Origin of the sequence: Microbacterium sp. B35-04, from assembly GCF_010634885.1 — a bacterium.
GTDB lineage: Bacteria > Actinomycetota > Actinomycetes > Actinomycetales > Microbacteriaceae > Microbacterium.
Map to the genome: position 1 here is coordinate 1 of NZ_MWLP01000003.1, position 20,623 is coordinate 20,623.

The 20,623-nt window shown below is 70.8% G+C and carries 6 protein-coding genes; all 6 read right to left on the reverse strand.

Going from position 1 to position 20,623, the window contains the following annotated elements:
* On the reverse strand, positions 1 to 246 hold a 246-nt coding region (locus B1729_RS00640; protein ID WP_204318830.1), incomplete at its 3' end, for a MoxR family ATPase.
* 41 nt (positions 247 to 287) lie between these two features.
* Entirely contained in the window at positions 288 to 6,356 is a 6,069-nt protein-coding gene (locus tag B1729_RS00645) for an Ig-like domain-containing protein (protein WP_163630132.1), read from the reverse strand.
* A gap of 243 nt (positions 6,357 to 6,599) precedes the next feature.
* Positions 6,600 to 12,662: an Ig-like domain-containing protein gene (locus B1729_RS00650; protein ID WP_163630134.1), complete on the reverse strand. Its 6,063-nt coding sequence runs from the start codon at positions 12,660 to 12,662 to the stop codon at positions 6,600 to 6,602.
* 259 nt (positions 12,663 to 12,921) lie between these two features.
* Positions 12,922 to 15,300: an excinuclease ABC subunit UvrA gene (locus B1729_RS00655; RefSeq protein ID WP_163630136.1), complete on the reverse strand. Its 2,379-nt coding sequence runs from the start codon at positions 15,298 to 15,300 to the stop codon at positions 12,922 to 12,924.
* Positions 15,301 to 15,815: 515 nt separating this feature from the next.
* Positions 15,816 to 18,104 carry an LLM class flavin-dependent oxidoreductase gene (locus tag B1729_RS00660; protein WP_163630138.1) on the reverse strand — a complete coding sequence of 763 codons (2,289 nt, stop codon included), beginning with the start codon at positions 18,102 to 18,104 and terminating at the stop codon, positions 15,816 to 15,818.
* 127 nt (positions 18,105 to 18,231) lie between these two features.
* Positions 18,232 to 20,604, reverse strand: a complete 2,373-nt coding sequence (locus B1729_RS00665; protein WP_163630140.1) for a PEP/pyruvate-binding domain-containing protein — start codon at positions 20,602 to 20,604, stop codon at positions 18,232 to 18,234.
* Positions 20,605 to 20,623 lie beyond the last annotated feature (19 nt).

The following is a 20,623-nucleotide window of genomic DNA, read 5'->3' on the forward strand; positions in this document are numbered from 1 at the left end:
CGGCAGCAGGTCGGGCGTGAACTGGATGCGGCTGCTGGTGCCCTGCACCGTCGCCGCGAGCGCCTTGGCGAGGCTCGTCTTGCCCGTGCCGGGAGCATCCTCCAGCAGCACATGGCCTTCCGCGAGCATCGCCGACAGCACCAGCGCCACGACCTCGCGCTTGCCCATGAGGGCCTGGTCGACGTTGTCGACCAGTCGTGCGAAGGTGCCCTGGAACCAGGCCGCCTGTTCGGGGGTCATCGTCATCGTGATTCGTTCCTTTTCATGAGTCGTCTTCGCAGCTCTCGCTACTGCCAGGTTCGCCGCTCGCTGTCGCCATAGCCGCCGATCGAGACCCAGACCTGCTCGCCGTCGTCACCGAAGTAGCAGCCCAGCTGCACCGTCCCGTTCGCGGGCAGGTGCCGCGTCGCGCCGCCGGCGAAGGGCGTACCGCCCCACGGACCGGTCGCGTTGCAGGTGACGGAGTAGTCGCCCGCGGGGAAGTTCTCGGTATGCACCAGGAAGTACGCGCACTGCGAGGTGCTGCAGTTGTCCTGTCCCTGTGCGGAGCTTCCCTTCGTGACCCACACCCTGGGCTTCGGTGCGTCCACCGTGGTGGCGGCGTCCGAGGCGATCCCGCTCCACTGGCCGGCGGCATCCTGCGCCCGCGCCTCGATCGTGTGGCGTTCGCTGTAGCCGTAGTTGTTGGTGCGCGAATTGTTCAGCGCCACGTCCTGCCACGCGCCGCCGTCGATGCGGATCTGCATCGCGGTGATGGCGCGACCGTTCTCGGCGGGCGGGCTCCAGCGGAAGGTGATGCTCGTTCCGCTCGCGGTCGCGCTCACGTTCGGGTTGCGGACCGGCCCGTAGGGCTTCACAGTGTTGGAGGGCGCGGACTCGGCGCCCGGTTCGCTGACGCCGTTCACCGTGGCGACGGCCCGGACCCGCACCGAGTAGTTCGTCCCGTTCGTCAGTCCACCGATGACGCCGTTGCCGGCCAGAGCCTGCCAGCCGCCGTTGTTCACGGACGCCTGATAGCTCAGCTCTCCGGGGTTCGCCCCGTTGGACGCTCCAGGCTGGAAGGCCACGGTGAGCGAACTGTCGCCCTCACGTGCGGTCACGTTCGTCGGAGCCCCGGGCGGCGTGAACGCGCGCTGCGGCGCCGAGGTGGCACTGAACTGGCCCCAGCCGGCCTTGTTCTGCGCGCGCACCCGGAACGTGTAGTCGGTGGTCGAGGTGTCCACGACGACGGCCTGGCTCGTCTGCCCCGACGCGACGGGGATGGAGTTGACCAGCGACGATCCGCGGAGGACGTCGAGCTGGTAGCCCGAGACGGCATCACCGTTGTCGGCGGGTGCGTTCCACGTCACCTGCATCTGCGCCTGCGACCCCACGGGCTGGAGGCGCGCGGTCCTCGGTGCGGCCGGCGCGTCGGGCGCCCGGGCCGGGATCTCGCTGACCGACCACGGGCTCCAGCTGGACGGCTCGGGCGCGCGGTTGAGGGCCTGCACGCGCACCTGGTACGCGACGCCGTTCTGCAGGCCGTCCCACACCGTCGAGTTGCCCGTGACATCGGCCTTCTGGCTGACGCCCGACGGAGGCGCCGGCGAGATCTCGAGGTTGTACTTCTCGACCGGGGAGCCGGGCGTCGTCGGGGTGACCCACGATACGGAGAGGCTCCGGTCGCCGAAGACCAGCGACGGTGCGGCCGGTGTGTCCGGACGCGCGTCAGGACGCGCGGTCTCGGACGGCGCCGACGGGTCGGACGGGCCGACGCGGTTCTCGGCCACGACCGTGAAGTTGTACTCGACGTTGTTCGTCAGACCGTCGAGCGTGCACGTCGTCGCAAGGCATTCCTTCTCGTAGTTTCCCGCGGTCGACGAGACGAGGTAGCGCTCGATCTCGGCGCCGTTGTTCGCCGGCGGCGTCCACGACAGCACGACCGTGCGGTCCTGCACGCTCGAGACGGTCGGTGTCCCCGGCGCGTCGGGCTTGCCCTGCACCGTGAGCCGGATGCGGCCCTCCACCTCCCGGTCGGGGTCACCGGTGGCATCCTGCACGCGATAGCGCACGACCATCGTGCCGAAGAACTTGGCGTCGGGAGTGACCTGCACCTGGTCGCCCGCCACGTCGACGTCGCCCTGACCGGTCTCGAGGACCGCGGTGGTCACCTTCAACGGCTCGTCGGGGAACGGGTTCACGTCGTTGCTCAGCACGGGGACCGTGATCGTCTTGCCCTGGTGGGCCTCGTCGATCACGTCGTCGTTGGCCGTGGGCAGTTCGCGTGTCGACGCGATCACGCGGATCGTCACGGTGCCCTCGATGGGCTCGGTGGTCCCGTCGGTGATGCGCACGCGGAGCGTCGCGGCGGTGCCCTTCTTCGTCTCCGCGGCGGCGCTGACGCGCAGCTCGTCGTCGTCGATCGACGCCGTCATCCCGTCCGGCGATCCGCCGATGATCTCGAACTCGAGACGGTCGGCGTCCTCGGGGTCGGGGTCGGTGGTGAGACCGCCCAGGTCGAGAGTGGCCGGGTCCTCGCCGGGTGCGACATCCATCTGCCCGTTGACGAAGGTCGGCTGCTGGTTCTCGGGCGGCAGCACCGTGATCGGCAGGGTCAGCGTCGCCTTGCGGCCTTCGGGATCGTCGGGGCCCGTGCCGTCGGTGACCTCGAACGTGATCGCGTCGGGGCCGAAGAACCCGGGGGCCGAGGTGTAGACGAGGGTGGTCTGGTCCTTGATCAACGAGGACCCGTCGTTGTGCGCGGCCGTGACCTTGGCGGCCTCGGTGATGACGACCTTGCCACCGTCAGCAGACCGGACGTGATCGGCGAGCGGCAGCTCGACGGTCTCGCCGCTCTTCACCTCGACCGGCTCGGTGGAGACGAGCGTCGGCGGCAGCGACGAGAGCGCGGGGATGTGGATGAACGCGGATGCCGCGTTGCCGTCGCGGTCGGTGATCGTGTAGGTGGCGAGGCGGTCGGCGTCGCCGAGGGTGACGCGCACCCTGCCGTCCGAGAGCACTCGCGAGTCGGAGTCGGCGACCGACAGCTCGAGGTCGTCGACGGTGCCGTCCGGGTCCTCGTCGTTGGCGAGCACCTCGAGGTCGACGACGCCCTCTTCGACATCCGCCGCGCGGACGTAGTCGTCGCGTGCGATCGGCTTCTGCAGCGGCACGTCGTCGGCGACCGTGATCTGCAGCACGGCCTTCGCCTCGGCGCCGCGGGCGTCACGGATCGTGTACTGCAGCGACGTCTCGACCGGCTCCGACGGAGAGGTCACGACGACGCGGTTGCCTTCGACCTTCGCCTCGAGGCCTGCGACATCAGGCAGGATGAGCCCGTTCTTGACGATGCCGAACTCATCGCCGTCGGGGTCGGAGTCATTGGCGAGCACGGGCACGGCGACCGAGCGGTCGGGCCGCATGATGACGGAGTCCTTGACCGCGTAGGGCGCCTGGTTCACGCCTTCGGCCGGGGCGATGCCGATGCGGATCGTCGCCGTGGCCTCCGCGCCGAGCCTGTCGCGCACGCGATAGGTGAAGGTGTCGACGCCGGCGGTGTCGTCGAAGGCCTCGTAGACGAGATAGTCGGAGCCGGTCTCGGTGATGCGGCCCTTGCTCGGCGAGGACGCCAGGCCGACCAGCTCGACCGAGTCGCCGTCGGCGTCGATGCCGTCCAGCGGCACAGCGATGCGCACCCGCGTGCCGCCGAGAACGCGGGCGGTGAGGTCGCGCGGGCGGGGAGCGGCGTTGGTCTCTTCGTTGACCGGCAGCACTTGGATGGTGATGTAGCCGGCGTCCTTCTGCCCGGTGCTGTCGACGACCTCGTAGGTGGCGTAGACGGTGCCGGGCTCGTCCGATGCCCGGAAGCGCACCGTGTCCTGCGAGACGAAGACCTCGCCGTCCTCGGGCTCGACCAGCGGAGGAACGAGGTCGGGGGCGACGTGGATGGCGTCGCCGTTGGGGTGGTAGTCGTTGTCGAGCACGGGGATCGTCACGACGTCGCCGGCGCGCACGACCACCTGGTCGTCGTTCGCGACCGGAGGCCGCAGCTGCGCGGGAGCGGGGATCGGGATGACGATGACATCGCCTTCGACCGACTGCGAGCCGTTGGAGATGCGGTACGTGATGCGCACCTGCTCCGAGAGCGCGGCCTGGTCGCTGATGCGGAGCGTCTCATGGTTCAGCACCGCGACCGCGATGCCGGAGTTGGGCTCCACTGTGACGGACTGCACCACCAGGATGCCGCCGGACGGATCCGAGTCGTTGGTCAGAGCATTGACCAGCACCTCGCCGCCGCTCGGCAGCAGCGCCACGTCGCGCACCGCCACCGGCGGCAGGTCCGTCTCCCCCTCGGGGATCACGTCGACCCGCACGATGCCCGGCACACCTGCGGCGCCCGCGGCCACCATGTACTGCACGTAGTACGTAGCCGGCGTCGCGGAGCGGAAGGTGAACGTCTTGTTGGCGTAGTCCGGAACGATGTCGGCGCCCGAGACGGGATCGACGCGGGCGAGGCGCAGCGGCTCGCGACCGGCGCCCACATCGTTGACGAGCGGTGACACGGTCGCCGTCTGCCCGGTCCGGACCGCGATGTAGTCCGCGTTGGTCACGGGGTCGATCGAGCCGACGGGCCGCACGTCGAAGCGGATCGAGCCGACCGTGACGTCGGTGCCGTCGGAGACCGAGATCTCGACATCCTTGCGGCCCTGCGTCCCGCCCACCGCGCGGTAGGTGATGCGCCCGTCCGAGGTGTAGTCGGCCTCGTCGCCCTCCGCGGGTGTCACCGCGCCGAGGAAGACGTCGTCGCCGTCCGGGTCGATCCAGTCGGGCAGCACGTTGTAGGTGATGGTGCCGCCGGCTTCGATGGCGACGGTCGTCACACGTTTCTGGGTCGGCGGCGCGTTGACGTCCCAGCCGTGCACCGAGAGCGAGACGCGCGCGGTGTCGGTGCCACCGCGGCCGTCGGACACCTCATAACTGAAGGATGCCGACCCCGAGGCGTCCTCGGGGACCGCGATCTGCAGCGCACGGCCATTGTCGATCGACTGGACCTCGCCGATCGACGGCCCACCCTCGAGCACCCGCGTCGTCAGCACGTCCCCGTCGGGATCGCTGTCGTTGTCGAGCAGAGGGAGGATCGTGGTGCGACCCGGACGGACGCCGAGGTCGTCGTCATTGGCGTCGGGCGGCGTGTTGATCTCGGAGCGCTCCGGGAGGACCGTCTCGGTCGTCTCCTCGGTGGTCTTCTCGTCCTCTTCGGTCTCACCCTCGGGAGGGGTCAGCTCGTCCCAGTTGTCGACGCGCTGCAGATCTTCGGCCGCCATCCACGTGGCGCCGCCGACGATGTCGTTGAGCACCACGACGTCGCGGTTGACGCGGAATTGCAACAGCGAGGTCGGCTCGACGCCGTCGATGTCGGCATCCAGATCGCCGGCGTCGCCCGCACAGTCGCGCACGAAGCGGCCGGAACCGCTCCAGGCGGCGTAGGCGCAGCCGTCGAGCCACACCGGATACGCCGGCGCGCCATCGCCGCCGGCCTTCACCGTCGTGGGCTCGGAGCCGTCGAAGGGCACACGCACGAGTGCGGACGCCGTCGACACCGAGACGGCGTCGGCGGCAGCGGAGGGCTGCTGCAGCACGGCATCGCGCCCGCCGTCGATCTCGGTCTCCCGACCGTCCGCGATGACGGTGCCGTCGGAGGTGTCGAGCACCACGGCCTTGTCGCCGACCGAGGTGATCGACAGCTTGGACTTCTCGTCGACACCGGGCAAGGCGGCGCGCGCCGCCTCTTCGGGGGCGTCGTCGACGCCCATCCGGATCGTGACCGATTCCGCGGTCTCGACGGACGCGCCGTGGACGATGCCGTCGACGCCGATCGCGACATCCGCCCCCTCGCCGAGGTTCGTCGTCGGATCGGCGCCCTCGATCTGGAACGATCCGATGCTCTCGGCGGCCAGCACCCACAGATCGCCCGACGCGCGGTCGAGGATGGCGGCGGTCGTGCCACCCAGCACGACCTTCGCGTCGCCGGGCAGGCTGGCAGCCCCCGACAACGCGACCATCCCCGGGTCGATCGCGCTCACCGCGGAGCCGGCGTTGTCGACGAGGAGGACCGTGGCCCCCGACTGGAGGATGTCGTAGTCGTCGCTCGTCGTGCGCAGACCGCCGTCGAGCACCTGCGATTCGTGGTTGAAGTGGCCGACCATGAGGCTCGAGCGCTTCGTCACCCAGACACCGCCGTCATGGAGGTCGACCTCGGTGGTGGGGACACCCTGATAGACGAACGCGAGCGTCGTGAGCGTGACCGCAGCCGCCGTCACCGCACCCGCCGAAGCGAGCGCACGCGGACGAGCGCGCAGCCATGCGGAAGACCTCATCGAACCTCGGCCTCCTCCGGGGTGTCGTGCGTCTCTACGTGGCGCCGAGACCGGACGTGGGGCGTCCGGCGCTCACCGAAGACATCAGGGAACGGTCCAGCCTAACCCGACACAGGGAACGCGATTGGACGGGAAGTGTCAACTACGACGATGGTAATCCGCCTGATCAGAGCCGATCGATGGGGACAAACACCCATCGACCGGCGCTCCGGGAATCCGACGGCATCGTACGTGCGCAGCGCGCTACCACGTCGTGGCTTCGGCATTGCCGGAGCCGCCCGGTCCGCTGTAGCTGACCCACTTCGAGCCCGCGTAGCCCGAGTAGCAGCTCAGCCGCACGCTGTCGTTCGCGCCGACCTGGTACTGGTTGCTGCTCCATCGCCCCTCGGAGTCGTTGCAGCTCAGCGTGTAGGTACCCGGCACCCAGTTCTCGACGTTGAAGACGAAGTACGAGCACGAGGCCGAACCGCAGCCCTCCATACCCTGCGCGCTGGAGCCTCGGCTCGTCCACGCGCGCGGCTGCGGCGGATCCACCGTCCGCGCCGAGTCGGAAACGACGGCACTCCACTGATTGGCGGCATCCTGCGCGCGCGCCTCGACGCGGTGCGTCTCGGCGTACCCGTAGGTGGCCGACGTCGAGCCGTTGTTCGCGACGTTCTGCCAGTTTCCACCGTCGATGCGGATCTGCATCTGGGTGATGGCGCGACCGTTCGCGCTGGGAGCGTTCCACTGGTACGTGATGCTCCGGCCGCTTGCCGTGGCCGAGACCGTCGGGTTGCGCACCGGCCCGTACGGGATCACGGCGTTCGACGGAGCCGACGCCGCACCCGGCTCCTGGACGCCCCCGACGGTGGCGACGGCGCGCACGCGCACCGTGTAGCTCGTGCCGTTCGACAGGTTGCCGATGACGTTGTTGCCCGGCATCGCCGCCCAGCCGGCGTTGTTGAGCGAGTACTGGTAGCTCAGTTCGCCCGCGCTCGCGCCATTGCCGGCCGCTGCCCCGTACGACACCGTGATCGAGCTGTTGCCGTTCGGTGTCGAGGCCGACACGTTCGGCGGCGCTCCGGGAGGCGTGAACCCGCGCTGCGGGGCCGATGCGGCGCTGAACGCCCCCCAGCCCGCCTTGTTCTGCGCCATCACCCGGAACGTGTAGTCCGTCGTCGAGGTGTTGACGACGACCGCCTGGCTGGTATCGCTCGCCGAGACGGGGATCGTGCGCACGACGCTGGACCCCTGCATCACATCGAGCTGGTAGCCGTCGATCGCGTCGCCGTTGTCGGCCGGCTTGTTCCACGAGACGCGGATCTGCGCCTGCGCGCCGACCGGTTCGAGGCGAGCGGTCGTCGGGGTACCCGGCGCATCGGGCGCACGGGCCGGGATCTCGGTGACCGACCACGGGCTCGGGCTCGACGGGTCGGGTGCGAGGTTGTGCGCCTGCACGCGCACCTGGTACGCGACGCCGTTCTGCAGGCCGTCCCACACGATCGAGTTGCCGACGACCTCGGTCTTCTGCGAGATGCCCGACGGCGGTGCCGGCGAGATCTCGAGCGTGTAGTGCTGGACGGGCGAACCGGGCGTCGACGGCGTGACCCATGCGACGTTCAGGCTCTTGTCGCCGAAGGTCAGCGTCGGTGCAGCCGGGGTGTCGGGCCGCGCGTCGGGGCGCGCCTCTTCCGACGGTGCCGACGGGTCGGACGGACCCACGCGGTTCTCGGCCACGACCGTGAAGTTGTACTTCACGTTGTTCGTCAGGCCGTCGAGCGTGCACGTCGTCGCCAGGCATTCCTTCTCGTAGTTGCCCGCGGTCGACGAGACGAGGTAGCGCTCGATCTCGGCGCCGTTGTTGGCCGGCGGCGTCCACGACAGCACGACCGTGCGGTCCTGCACGCTCGAGACGGTCGGCGTGCCGGGTGCGTCGGGCTTGCCCTGCACCGTGAGGCGGATGCGGCCGTCGACCTCGCGGTCGGGGTCGCCCGTGGCATCCTGCACGCGATAGCGCACGACCATCGTGCCGAAGAACTTGGCGTCGGGGGTGACCCTGACCTCGTCACCCGCGACCTCCACGTCGCCCTGCCCCGTCTCGAGGATCGCCGTGGTGACCTTCAGCGCCTTGTCGGGGAACGGGTTCACGTCGTTGCCGAGCACCGGCACCGCGACGGTCTTGCCCTGGTGCGCCTCGGGGACGATGTCGTCGTTGGCCATGGGGAGGTCGCGCGTGGAGGCGATCACGCGGACGGTGACGGCCCCCTCGATGGGCTCGGTCGTGCCGTCGTGGATGCGCAGGCGGATCGTCGCGGCGGTGCCCTTTTCCGTCTCCGTCGCCGCCCGCACGCGCAGCTCGTCGCCCTCGATCGACGCCGTCATGCCGTCGGGCGATCCGCCGACGATCGTGTACTCGATGCCGTCGGCGTCCTCAGGATCGGGATCGGTGGTGAGCCCGCCGAGGTCGAGTGCCGTGGCATCCTCGCCGGGCGCGACATCCATCTGCCCGTTGACGAAGGTCGGCTGCTGGTTCTCGGGCGGCAGCACCGTGATCGGCAGGGTCAGCGTGGCTTTGCGCCCTTCGGGATCGTCGGGGCCGGTGCCGTCGGTGACCTCGAAGGTGATGGCATCGGGGCCGAAGTACCCGGCGGCCGACGTGTACACCAGCGTCGTCTGGTCCTTGATGAGCGACGAGCCGTCGTTGTGCGCGGCCGTGACCTTGGCGGCCTCGGTGATGACGACCTTGCCGCCGCCCGCCGCGCGGACGTGATCGGCGAGCGGCAGCTCGACGGTCTCGCCGCTCTTCACCTCGACCGGCTCGGTCGACAGCAGGGTCGGCGGCAGCGACGACAGCGCCGGAACGTGGATGAAGGCGGATGCCTCGTTCCCGTCGCGGTCGGTGAGCGTGTAGGTCAGGAGGCGGTCGGTGTCGTCGAGCGTGATCCGCACCGTGCCGTCCGCGAGCACGCGCGACGTCGGGTCGGCCACGGTGAGGTCGAGGTCTTCGACCGTGCCGTCGGGATCCTCGTCGTTGGCGAGCACCTCGAGGTCGACGACGCCCTCTTCGACATCGGCGGCGCGGACGTAGTCGTCACGCGCGATCGGCTTCTGCAGCGGCACGTCGTCGGCGACCGTGATCTGCAGCACGGCCTTCGCCTCGGCACCGCGGGCGTCGCGGATGGTGTAGCGCAGCGACGTCTCGACGGGCTCGGAGGGCGACGTCACGACGACGCGGTTGCCCTGGACCTTCGCCGTCAGGCCGGCGACATCGGGCAGGATCAGCCCGTTCTTGACGATGCCGTACTCGTCGCCGTCGGGGTCGGAGTCGTTCGCGAGCACCGGCACGGCGACCGAGCGGTCGGGTCGCATGATGACGGAGTCCTTGACCGCATAGGGCGCCTGGTTCACGCCCTCGGGCGGCGCGATGCCGATCCGGATCGTCGCGGTCGCCTCAGCACCGAGGCGGTCGCGCACGCGATACGTGAACGTGTCCACGCCGGCGGTGTCGTCGAAGGCCTCGTAGACGAGGGAGTCCGAACCCGTCTCGACGACGCGGCCCTTGCCGGGCGACGACGCGATTCCGACGAGCTCCACGGAGTCGCCGTCGTCGTCGATGCCGTCCAGCGGCACCGCGATGTTCACACGGCTGCCGGCGAGCACCCGGGCGGTGAGGTCGCGCGGTCGCGGAGCCGCATTGGTCTCGGCGTTCACCGGGATCACCTGAATGGTGATGTAGCCGGCATCCTTCTGCCCGGTGCTGTCGACGGCCTCATAGGTCGCGTAGACGGTGCCGGGCTCGTCGGAGGCCCGGAAGCGCACGGTGTCCTGCGAGACGAAGACCTCGCCGTCCTCGGGATCGGTGAGCGGCGGCACGAGGTCGGGGGCGACGTGGATCGTGTCGCCGTTGGGGTGGTAGTCGTTGTCGAGCACGGGGATCGTCACGACGTCGCCGGCGCGCACGACCACCTGGTCGTCGTTCGCGACCGGCGGCCGCAACTGCGCGGGCGCCGGAATGGGGATGACGATGACATCGCCCTCGGCCGACTGCGAGCCGTTGGAGATGCGGTACGAGATGCGCACCTGCTCCGAGAGCGCGCCCTGGTCGCTGATGCGCAGCGTCTCGTGGTTGAGCACGGCGACCGCGATCCCGGAGTTCGGCTCGACGGTCACTGACTGCACGACGAGGATGCCGCCGGAGGGGTCGGAGTCGTTCGTCAGCACGTTGACGAGCACTTCGCCGCCGCTCGGCAGGAGCGCGACGTCGCGCACGGCGACCGGCGGCAGATCGGTCTCGCCCTCGGGGATCACGTCGACGCGCACGATGCCGGGGATGCCGGCGGCACCTGCGGCCACCATGTACTGGACGTAGTAGGTGCCGGGCGTCGCGGAGCGGAACGAGAAGGTCTTGCTGGAGTAGTCGGGGACGATGTCGGCCCCGGACACCGGGTCGACGCGTGCCAGGCGCAGCGGCTCGCGGCCCGCACCGACGTCGTTGGCCAGCGGCGAGACGGTCGCGGTCTGACCGGTGCGCACTGCGATGTAATCCGCGTTCGTGACCGGGTCGATCGAGCCGACGGGTCGCACGTCGAACCGCACGGCGCCGACGGTCACGTCCGAGCCGTCCGAGACCGTGATCTCGACGTCCTTGCGACCCTGGGTGCCGCCGACCGCCCGATAGGTGATGCGCCCGTCCGACGTGAAGTCGGCCTCGTCGCCCTCGGCCGGCACGACGGAGCTGAGGAACACGTCGTCGCCGTCGGGGTCGATCCAGTCGGGCAGGACGTTGTACGTGATCGTGCCGCCGGCCTCGACGGCCACCGTCGTGACGCGCGTCTGCGTCGGCGGCGCGTTCACATCCCAGCCGCGCACCGAGAGCGACACCTTCGCGGTGTCGGTGCCACCGCGGCCATCGGCGACCTCATAGCTGAACGACGTCGTGCCCTGCGCGTCCTCGGGCACCGCGATCTGCAGCGCACGGCCGTTCTCGATCGACTGCACGTCGCCGACCGACGGACCACCGTCGAGCACCCGCGTCGTCAGCACGTCGCCGTCGGGATCGCTGTCGTTGTCGAGCAGGGGAAGGATGGTGGTGCGGCCCGGGCGGACGCCGAGGTCGTCGTCGTTGGCGTCGGGCGGGGTGTTGATCTCGGAGCGCTCGGGCAGGACCGTCTCGGTCGTCTCCTCCGTGGTCTGCTCGTCGTCCTCGGTCTCGCCCTCGGGAGGAGTGATCTCGTCCCAGTTGTCGACCCGCTGCAGATCTTCTGCAGCCATCCAGGTGGCCCCGCCGATGATGTCGTTGAGCACCACGACGTCACGGTTCACGCGGAACTTCAGCAGCGACGTCGGCTCGATGCCGTCGATGTCGACGGCGAGGTCGTCGCGCTCGCCCGCGCAGTCCCGCACGAACCGGCCCGAGCCGGTCCACGCGGCGTAGCCGCAGCCGTCGAGCCAGACGGGCTCGGCGGGTGCGCCCTCGGACCCGGCCTTCACCGTCGTCGGCTCGGAGCTGTCGAACGGCAGGCGCACGAACGCCGACTCCGTCGAGAGCGAGACCGCGTCGGACGCGGCGGAGGGCTGCTGCAGTGCGGCGTTGCGACCGCCGTCGACAACCGTCGCGCGGCCGTCGACGATGACGGTGCCGGTGGCGGCGTCGAGCACGACCGGCTTGTCGCCGACCGCCGTGATCGACAGCTCCGCCTTGTCATCCACGTCGGGCAGGCCGCTGCGGGCCGGGTCCTCGGGGGTACCGTCGGCGCCGGTGCGGACCGTGACCAGCTCGGCGCTCTCAGACGAGACCGCGTAGACGACGCCGTCGACGCCGACCGCGACATCCGCGCCCTTTCCGACATTCACGACCGGGTCGGCGCCCTCGATCTGAAACGTCCCCACGCTCTGGCTCTGGACGACCCACAGGTCGCCCGACGCGCGATCGAGGATGGCGACGGTCTCGCCGCCGAGGGCCACATCGGCGTCGCCCGGCAGGGCCGCGGCGCCCGACATCGCGACCATTCCCGGGTCGATGACGCCCACCGTGGAGCCGGCATCGTCGACCATGAGCACCGTCGACCCCGACTGGAGGATGTCGTAATCGTCGCTGGTGGTGCGCAGGCCCCCGTCGAGCACCTGCGACTCGTGGTTGAAGTGGCCAACGAGGAGGCTCGACTGCTTGGTGACCCAGACACCGCCGTCGTGCAGGTCGACCTCGGTGGTGGGCACGCCCTGATAGACGAACGCGAGCGTCGTGATGGTGACGGCGGCAGCCGTGACGGCGCCGGCCGATGCGAGGGTGCGAGGGCGCGCGCGAAGCCAGGTGAAAGACCTCATCGAACCTCGGCCACCTCCGGGGTGTCGTGCGTCTGTACGTGGCGTCGGGACCTGACGTGGGGCGTCGGGCGCTCACAAAAGACATTGGGGGACGGTTCAGCCTAACCCGCCGCAGGGAGTGCTATTGGACGGGGAGTGCCAACATCCGAATCGTAATCGGCCTGATCAGAGCGCAGCGATGGGGACAAACACCCATCCACGGGCGAGTCCGCACGAGCGAGCGCTTCGGGCGCGGCCGGGCGTACCCGGCCGCGCGCGATCACGCGCCGGTCGCGGCGACCGCCGACGCGCCGACGTACTCACGCAGGTGCTGGGCAGTGAGCGTGTCGGCGCTCGCGACGAGGTCCGCCGGAGTCCCCTCGAACACGATCGCGCCGCCGTCGTGGCCGGCACCCGGCCCGATGTCGATGATCCAGTCGGCGTGGGCCATGACGGCCTGGTGGTGCTCGATCACGATCACGCTGTTGCCCGCCTCCACGAGGCGGTCCAGCATCCCGAGCATGTTCTCGACGTCGGCGAGGTGCAGGCCGGTGGTCGGCTCGTCGAGCACGTAGATCGCGCCCTTCTTCGACATGGAGATCGCCAGCTTGAGGCGCTGGCGCTCACCTCCCGACAGGGTGTTCAGCGCCTGACCGAGCGTGAGATACCCGAGGCCCACGTCGATCATGCGCACCAGGATCGTGTGGGCGGGCCCCTTGGCGAAGAACGCCGCCGCCTCGGACGCCGACATCGCGAGCACCTCCGCGATGTTCTTGCCCTCCAGCGTGTACTCGAGCACCTCGTCGCTGAAGCCCGACCCCTCGCACAGCTCGCACAGCGTCTCGACGGTCTGCGTGAAGCCGAGGTTCGTGATGATCACGCCGAGGCCGCGGCACGCCGGGCACGCACCCTCGGAGTTGGCGCTGAACAGCGCCGGCTTCACGCCGTTGGCCTTCGCGAAGGCCGATCGGACGGTGTCGAGGATGCCGGTGTACGTGGCGGGACTCGAGCGCCGGTTGCCCTTGATCGGCGACTGGTCGACCTCCACCACGTCGTCGAAGGCCGGGACGTTGCCGTGGATGAGCGAGGACTTGCCGGATCCCGCCACGCCGGTGACGACGGTCAGGATGCCGAGGGGCACATCCACGTCGACGTTCTTCAGGTTGTGCTGGGTGGCGCCGCGGATCCCGAGCGCGCCCTTCGGAGCGCGGGTCGACGGCTTCAGCCGCGCGCGGTCGTCGAGGTGGCGGCCCGTGATGGTGCCCGACGCGCGCAGGCCCGCGACATCCCCCTCGTACTGCACCTCGCCGCCCGCGCGACCGGCACCCGGCCCGAGGTCGACGACGTGGTCGGCGATCTCGATCACCTCGGGCTTGTGCTCGACCACGAGCACGGTGTTGCCCTTGTCGCGCAGCAGCTTCAGCAGCCGGTTCATGCGCTCGATGTCGTGCGGATGCAGTCCGGCCGTCGGCTCGTCGAAGACATAGCTGATGTCGGTGAGCGGCGAACCGAGGTGGCGGATCATCTTGGTGCGCTGCGCCTCGCCGCCCGAGAGCGTGCCCGACGAACGGTCCAGCGACAGGTAGCCGAGACCGATGTCGATGAACGACGCGATCGCCTGCCGCAGCCCGCTCATCAGCGGCGCGACGGACGGGTCGTCCACCGTGTGGAGCCAGGCCGCGAGATCCGTGATCTGCATGGCCGCGGCATCCGCGATGCTGATCCCCTTGATCTTGGACGACCGGGCGCCCTCGTTCAGCCGCGAGCCGCCGCAGTCGGGGCACGGCATGAACTTCACCGCCCGGTCGACGAACGCGCGGACATGCGGCTGCAGCGAGTCGCGGTCCTTCTGGAGGAACGACTTGGTGATCTTCGGCACGAGACCCTCGTAGGTCATGTTGATGCCGTTGATCTTGACCTTCGTCGGCTCCTTGTAGAGGAAGTCCTCGCGCTCCTGGTCGGTGTAGTCCTGGATGGGCTTGGCCGGGTCGACGAATCCGGACTCGGTGAACCCCTTCACCATCCAGCCGTCGACGTTGTAGCCCGGCACCGTCATCGCACCCTCGGCGAGCGACTTCGTCTTGTCGTACAGCTCGTCGAGGTCGACGTCGCTCACCTCGCCGAGGCCCTCGCAGCGCGGGCACATGCCGCCGGTGATCTCGAACGAGCGGCGCTCCTTGACCTTCTTGCCGCCCTTCTCCATCGTCACGGCCCCCGCGCCCGACACCGACGGGATGTTGAACGAGAAAGCCTGCGGCGAGCCGACGTGCGGCTGCCCGATGCGGCTGAACAGCAGGCGCAGCATCGCGTGGGCGTCCGTCGCGGTGCCGACAGTCGAGCGCGCGTTGGAGCCCATGCGCTCCTGGTCGACGATGATCGCAGGGCTGACGTTCTCGAGCGCATCGACGTCGGGACGACTCAGTTGCCCCATGAACTGCTGCACGAACGTCGGGTACGTCTCATTGATGAGCCGCTGCGACTCGTTCGCGATGGTACCGAACACCAGCGACGACTTGCCCGAGCCGCTTACCCCCGTGAAGACCGTGAGCCGGCGCTTCGGGATCTCGACCGACACGTTCTTCAGGTTGTTCTGACGCGCGCCGACAACGCGGATGACCTCGTGCGAATCGGCGACGTGCGAAGGGGGGTTCTCTGCCATGCCCACAGTCTGCCCGGCGATGCGGACACCGCGCTTCCTGAATCCTGCTCGGTCCCGGTTGGGACCCCGGCCGGCCCCGGCCCCGGCATTCCCGGCTCCGACACGCCGGGGCCCGCCGGAGCATGTCCCACTTTCGCGCGTGTGCAGCACGTTTTGCGGTCCGAACTGGGACACGACGGGCGGAAAGTGGGACGCGCAACGCCGTCATCGCCCGCGCGACGGGTCAGGCGGGGCGTCAGGCCGCGCTTGCGGCGGGCTCGGGCCGAGCATGTCCCACTTTCGCGCGTATGCGGCCTGTCTTGCGCACTTAAGTGGGACACGACGGGCGGAAAGTGGGACGCGCAACGCCGTCGTGGCCGGTGCGACGGGTCCGGCGGGGCGTCAGGCCGCGCTCGCGGCGGGCTCGGGCCGAGCATGTCCCACTTTCGCGCGTGTGCAGCACGTTTTGCGGTCCGAACTGGGACACGACGGACGAAAAGCGGGACGCGCAAAGCCGTCATCGCCCGCGCGACGGGTCAGGCGGCGTCTGCCTCGGCGGGCGCGGTCGGCGCGGCGGGCTCGACCGCGAAGTTGTCGCGGAAGACGCTGCTCGGGTCGTACGCCGCCTTGATCGCCTGCAGCCGGGCGAGCGTCGCGGGCGGGAAGGCCTCGGCGATCCGCTCCGGCCGCTCCGACGAATCGAAGCTGAGATACGACCCCCGGACGTGCGCAGCCAGCGTCCGCCACTGGGCGTCGAGGCGGTCCGGGTGGGAGCCGAGGGCCGCCACGGAGAAGTTCGCCGACCGGTTGGCGTACGCCGTCGCGTCTTCGGCGACGTCGGCCACCGCCCCGCCGACCGCGCGCAGCTGGAAGAAGGGCACGGCGCCGGATTCCAGCATACGTGCCGCCGCCGCGGCGAAGTCCGGCGTGACGTGCTCGATGAGACCCGAGCGTGAGTGCGGCTCGCCGGCGCCGTGCTGCGGACCGAGATCGGCGTTCGCCATGATCTGCGCGTACGTCGTCAGCTGCACCGACTGCTGCACGAGCGGCGCGAGCTCGGCGAACGGCTGCAGGCGGGCGATGATCGTGTCGGGGTCGTCGGAATCGACGACGCCATACAGCTGCACGACCCACTCCAGCGGCTGCCGGCGGCCAGGTTGCGGCTGGCCGGGCCGGGGGCCGCCAGTCAGCAGAAAGAGGGTGAGGTCGCGGGGCGACGCCTCGACGATGCGGCCGTAGCCCTCGAGGAACGCCGCCACGTCGTCGACCTGGAACGCGAGCTGCGCGTAGCCCACCTGGCCCACCTCGTCGACCTCGAACTCGAACGCCGTGACGACGCCCACGTTGGCGCCGGCCCCGCGGACCGCCCAGAACAGGTCGGGGTGGGTCGAGGCATCCGTCCGGACGATCGAGCCGTCGGCGAGCACCACCTCGGCCGCGCGCAGGTGGTCGATGGTGAGGCCGTGCTCCCGCGCCAGCAGGCCGATGCCGCCCGCCGTAGCGAGCCCGCCGACGCCCACGCCGCCGTAGTCGCCGGAGGTGAGCGCCCAGCCGTGCTCGCCGAGCACGGCGGCGACCCGCGCCCAGCGGGCGCCGGGGCCGATCCGCACGAGCCGGCGATCGGCGTCGAGCACCTCGATCTCGTCGAGGCTGCGGAGGTCGATCACGATGCCGCCGTCGTTGGTGCTGCGGCCGCTGATGCCGTGGCCACCGCTGCGGACCGAGAGCGGGAGCTCGGGATGCCGCCGCGCGAAGCCGATGGCCTCTGCGACCTGCTCGGCCGACGCGGGCTGCAGCACGATCCCCGGCGCGCCGCCGCGCATGTAGGTCGCGCGCACGTCGCCGTACTCGAAGTCGCCGGGCTCGATCGCACGCAGGCCGGCCGGCACGTCGTCGTAGGCGATGCCGTCGCGGCGCGCGGCGAGCGCCGCGGACGTGCGGGCCGGTGCGGAGGAGACGCCGCGGGTGCCCCGTTCGGCCTCGACGAGGTCGCGGACCGCGGGCGCGACCTCTTCGCCGAAGCGCTGCAGGAGGTTCGGGTCGTCGCCGGCGAGGATGAACGTGCCGATGCCGTCCTCGAGCGCGAGCTGCGCGAGGCGCTCGGCGAACTCGCCCGGGTCGGCGGCGAGCTGCCCGACGTTGAGCAGGCGGCGGATCTCGCGCGGGTCGCGGCCGACGGACTGCGCCGCCTCGTCGATCGCCGCGTTGCCCTTGGCGAGGTCGCCCGGCTGCATGTAGCCGAGCGACGGCAGCCAGCCGTCGCCCTTGCGGCCGGTGAGCGAGAGCATGCGCGGCTTGTACGCGCCGATGTGGATCGGGACCTCGTGCGCGGGCCGCGGACCCCGCTTCGCACCGTGCGCCCGGTGGTACCGGCCGTCGGTGAACACGCCGCCGCGCTGGTCGGTGCGCCACAGCTCGCGGATGAGGTCGATCGCCTCTTCGAGCGCCGTGACCGCCTGGCCGGGCGTCAGGCGCGTGCCGCCCATGGCCTCGATCGCGTCCCAGAACCCTCCGGCGCCGAGCGCGAGGTCGAAACGGCCGCCCGAGAGCAGGTCGATGCTGGCCGCGGCCCGCGCCACGACCGCGGGCGGGCGCAGCGGCACGTTGAGCACGTTCGGTGCGATCCGGATGGAGTCGGTGCGCGCCGCGACGAACGACATGAGTGTCCACGTGTCGAGGAACGCGGGCTGATAAGGGTGGTCCTGGAAGGTGACGAGATCGAGACCGGATGCCTCGGCCACCTGCGCCAGCAGCACCGGGGCCTCCGGGGTCGCGGCCGCCGGGGTGATGAATGCGCCGAATTCGAGCGGGTGTCCGTAGTCCACGGTCTATGCGAACGCATACGCGCGGCCGATTGTTCCTCGCACTGCCGGCACCTCGGAGTCATGGTCGCGGTGCGCGCGGGCGCGGCTCTCCGCCAGCCCCGTGCTCGACGGCCCGGTGCTCCACGGCTTAGTCTTCGCCCGCCCGGCGCTCCGTCCGGCGGTGCACGGTGCCCGCGCTGCCGTCGATCGTGACGATCTCGCCGTCGCGCAGGGTGCCGGTGGCGCCGACGGCTGCGACGACCGCCGGGACCCCGTACTCCCGCGCGATGATCGCGGGGTGCGACAGGGCTCCCCCGGCGTCGGCCACGAGGCCTCCGATCATCGGGAAGATCACCGACCACGACGGCCGCGTGCCCGGGCAGACGACGATGTCGCCCGGCTCGATGCGGTGGAAGTCGGCCTCGGCGTGCACGACGCGCACCGGCCCGGTCACGTGCCCCGGCGACGCGGGCACGCCGCGCAGCACGCCGTCGTCGCCCTCGGAGAGCGCGGTGATGCCGGGCATGATGAGCTCGCCCATGAGCATCTCGGCCTCGGTCGGAGTGCGCTCCGCCCGCGTGAGCCACGTGAACCTCGGCGCCGGCCCCGGATCCTCGCCGTAGCTGATCGGTCCGGGGTGCGCGATGGCCCACGCGCGTTCGCCGCGGGCACGCCGCGCCTGCGCGCGCACGTCGTCGAGAGGATGCTTCGAGCCGAGCGCCGCCGCGGCTTCTTCGGCCGTGAGATGGAAGACGTCGTCGGGGGCATCGAGGGTTTCCCGCGCGGCGAGACGGCGGCCGGCCTCGAGCGCGGCATACCGCACGAGTGCGAGCGGCGCGTCGGCCGTGAGGAACACGTTGTCGTCGCGCAGCCCGTAGACCCGCTCGGCGCCGGCGAGCAGCCGGTCGAACTCGGCGAGCCGCGAACGCCCACCTGGGGAGCCGGACAGCTGAGTGCGCGCGCGGTCGGCGACCTCGCGACGCGCGTCCGCCCGCGCGATGTCACCGTCGACCGAGCCCGCCTCCGCGGCAGCGGCCAGCAGCGCGTTCAGCAGGTGCGGGGACTCGGCGAGGGTGGGCTCGCCCACCTCGATGTCGAGCGCGCGGCAGCCGTAGTAGCGGAGGAACCGCTCGTACGCGTCGGCGCGATCCGGGCTGTCCGGGGGCATCGCCGCGATCGCCGCGAGCGCGCGCCCGGGGTCGGATGCGACGGCGGCCAGCCCCGACAGCATGTCGAGCGTCTGCTCCGGCGCCCAGCCGAGGCGGGCGCGGCAGAACTCGACGAGATGGAAGATCCCCAGCCCGTAGGGCATCGCAACGCGGAAGTGCAGTTGGATGCTGCGGCGCATGGTCTCCGCCCGGGCACGCAGCTCCGCAGCGAGAGCGTCATCGTCCAGACCGCCGAGGTCCACATCTTGCGACGCCAGGATGCCGGTCCGCAGGTCGTCGCGCAGGTGATCCTCCCACTCGGCCAGCAGGCGGGAGGCGGCATCCGACCTCATCGCGTGCCGCGCCACCCGCAACCGGGCCCTGCCCTCGCGCGATGTGCGGACGAGCGTGGAGACGAGCCACCCCGGCAGTGTCGGCGGAGCCTTGCCCGGTGCGGGCGGCGGAGCGCCGACGGGGACGATGGTGAGGTAGTGCCAGCCGCCGATACGCGCGCCCGCGAACGTCGCGAGCAGACCCCACTCCAGGTTCAGCGGACCCACCGCCGCGCCTTCGTCGACGACGCTCGACGTCATCCGCGTACGGGGAAGGCGGCCGTGCGTGGGGTCACGCACCCAATACCCGGGCGGCACGACGATCTCCACCGGAATCTGCTCCGCGAGCGCCGTCACGGGGCGCGACTGCACGAGCCACACCGCGCCGTCCTCGACGGCCCACTCGACGTCCTGGGGACCGCCGCGGGCCTGCTCGGCGAGGAGTGACAGCCGGATCACCTCGCGGAGCGGGGTGGCGTCGAGAGGTGCGCCGTCGAGGTCGAGCGTGTCGGTGGACACCGCGCCCTCGTCGCCACGGTCGAACCGCTGCACCCAGGGCGTCGTAGCCCCCGCCACCAGTGCGGCGCCCAGCCCCGCGACCGCGTTCACGACGACCGCGGGCGCACCGGTCAGAGGGTCGACGGTGAACGTGACGCCCGCGGCATCCGCCATCACCATCTGCTGCACGATCACCGCACCGGACTCGCCGATCGAGCCGAGCACCGTGTCGACGGCGGCGGTCATGGCGTCGACGTCGCCGGCGGGAACGCTCAGCACCGTCTCGTACGCGCCCGCCCCCGACGAGACGGCACCGTCCTCTCCTTCAGCGGACGACCGCACCGCGACCGTGTCCCACGCGTGCACCCGGGCGATGGCGACCGCAGCGCTCGCGATCGAGGGAGCGGCCGCGCGGGGTGCCGCGTCGAAGACGACGCCGGGGGGCACGGGCAAGCCGGCGGCGAGCAGCGCGGCCAGGCCCTCCGCCTTGCCGCCGTGGCGCGGGAGTGCGGCCGTGAGAGGGATCGCTTCGATGGTTCTCATATCGCCATGCTCCGCTCGA